General features: G+C 38.8%; 3 protein-coding genes. 1 reads left to right on the forward strand and 2 read right to left on the reverse strand.

Annotated features, from left to right (window positions below; translation table 11 throughout):
* Positions 1-656, reverse strand: a 656-nt coding sequence (locus tag AC1DUA_RS35975) for a YheC/YheD family protein (protein WP_477504292.1), incomplete at its 3' end; no start/stop codon positions are given.
* 1 nt (position 657) lies between these two features.
* Positions 658-1,074: a glycosyltransferase family 4 protein gene (locus tag AC1DUA_RS35980; protein ID WP_477504293.1), complete on the reverse strand. Its 417-nt coding sequence runs from the start codon at positions 1,072-1,074 to the stop codon at positions 658-660.
* Between the two features lie 773 nt (positions 1,075-1,847).
* On the opposite strand from AC1DUA_RS35980, the gene AC1DUA_RS35985 reads away from it, so the two are divergent.
* Positions 1,848-2,027 (forward strand): phosphatase PAP2 family protein, encoded by a 180-nt coding sequence (locus AC1DUA_RS35985; protein ID WP_477504294.1) that lies wholly within the window; start codon positions 1,848-1,850, stop codon positions 2,025-2,027.
* Positions 2,028-2,339: the final 312 nt, after the last annotated feature.

Genomic DNA, 2,339 nt, shown 5'->3' on the forward strand with positions numbered 1-2,339 from the left:
GTGTTGACTTCTAGCACCCATGGTTTCAAATTTTTATCGATTCCAATATCAATACCAATTTCTTTAAATCCCGGATAACTCTTCTGATAGTGCGTTGCAATTCGATAACCTAAATGTCGCAAGCTCCTGATATATTCATTTTTCTTCTGATTTTTCAGATAAGAACCCAGCAATAATTCTAAAGGTAGCGGTGTTCCGCTGTTATGAAAGTTCGTCACTATCTTGTGAGGATGAGCTACTCGGCCAATATAACCAGTTGTTTCCCAATTGTTATGTGGAATCTTTTGGACCATAATACGCATGTCGAAGATTCGCTTCTGATGGGTTAACAGATGAATGCCTTGCTGAACAAGATAGGATCTGTTTAATTTGGCTTTGCTTAGAGCGGCGAATAAGTCTTGAAACGTTTTGAACGACATAGTGGTTTTTCCATCCTGAAAACGATATTTATAATTTTTCTCCACACGAATAACGCCTTGTCCGGCAGTACCATTGATCGGTTTAACATAAACCATTTTATGCTTATTTAACAAATGGAGAAGATTAGTTTGATTGTAGACTCTCGTTTCCGGTACAAATTTTCTAAGCTCTTTGTTTAGTAAGAGAACCTTTGTTTTGGTCCACTTGCTTCCAATTGTCCTTGCTCTATTCATCATACTAACACTTCCTATTTGAAATATTGGACGTATATATTTTTTCTAATTTTCTTGCTGTGGCTCGCCAACTAAATTTTCTTATTACATCTAGTCGGGCTTGTTTAGCCAGTTTTTTTGCCCGATAAGGATTTTGGGCTAAGTTAACAATTTCCTTGGCAAAAGCCTCAGGGTTTCGATAGTTTGCAACTAAAATGCCGTTATGCTGATGTTTAATAATCTCAGGAATCCCGCCATTTTTAGAAGCAACCGCTGGAATTCCGGAAGCCATAGCTTCCACATTCACTAAGCCAAACGCTTCATGGCCCTGTGAGGGACAAACAAAGCAATCCCCGGATCGGTAGAAGCTGGGCATTTGATTACGTGATATATACCCTTTAAATGTAACGGGAATTCGCAGTGAAGTAGCAAGTAGCTTCAAGTATTTCTTGTAGCTTAAGGCCGATGAGTTCCAGCAGCTTTCTGCTTGCGAGGTCGGAATTGATTAAGATCAACGCCTAGGTGAACGTACCGGACCTTTCTACTGATAGAGGGAAAGTTTCTTTTAAGGTTTTTTTGCAGAGAAAGGCTGTTGCCAACAATGCGATTAACACCTCTGAGATTGCTCGCGGCTTGTTTTTTAGATGTCATTGGCGGAGATATGAAGGTAGTTGAATGCAAAAAAATAGAGATTGGGGTTTGTGGGAATGTTTTTCTAATGGTTGGTTTATTGCTACCTGCTACTCGAACAATGGTGATATGACCTAGGAAGCTTCTCTTTGGGTAGTTAGATCGTAGTCTGCTAATAATAGTTACACGATGCTTGTTAGAAATTTTTTTGGCAATTTGGTAGATGCTGTGTTCCACAGAGCCCCCGACAGGAGGAGGTACGGGGATTTGTTCCGGAGCAATAATCAGAATATGCATACTGAAGATACACCTCTTGTCTTCTTATCTGTCGAGTTATCATATTCAAATTACGCTCAGTGACTTGGAGTAGAGTTTAGTGAAAAAATTAAATTTCTTTAATAGTAGTAACTGCTTAAATCTACAATAGAGTTTTTTCCTTCTAAGGAGGTTTGGTTAATTTAATGAATTTGAGAAAGCAGCTTACCTGGGCTTTTTTTATAAGTCTTTTGAGTGCAATTGGTTTTGGATCCATAGCGCTCTTGGTAACCGATAATAAGGTATATTTCGACTTCTGTTGGTCGCGGCATGTTAATTGTAATAAGCGTCGTTATGATAATCGCCATAGGAGTAAGCCGAATTTATTTGGGCGTACATTACCCAAGTGATGTTCTCGGCGGTTTCCTAGCTAGTGGCAGTTGGTTAGCTATTTCTATTTGGTATTATCAGCGATATCAAGAAAAACGATATCAAAAAGAAGCTTTTTGAAACATCTGATTTGTCAGATGAGAATTATGCATAAAACCCTGAGGCATGCGCTAACGGGTTCCGTTTTGATGATCAAATTGACATTGTGAACTGTAAATAAGGATGGCGAAATCTCACCATCCTTATGTTTGTGCTTATCGATTACTCTTGATCAATTGGATGTTGGATTTGATCTTGATACAGATCAAAAAATAGATTACCTTTCGTTCCCCTGATAGCGTAACAGACTTCTTCTGCCGTAACTCCCCGTTGTTGTAGCTTTTCCGATAGCCATTCTTTCGACAACCCAATTTGCTGTAAATTATTTGACAT

The organism is Paenibacillus sp. 01T422 (assembly GCF_056398785.1).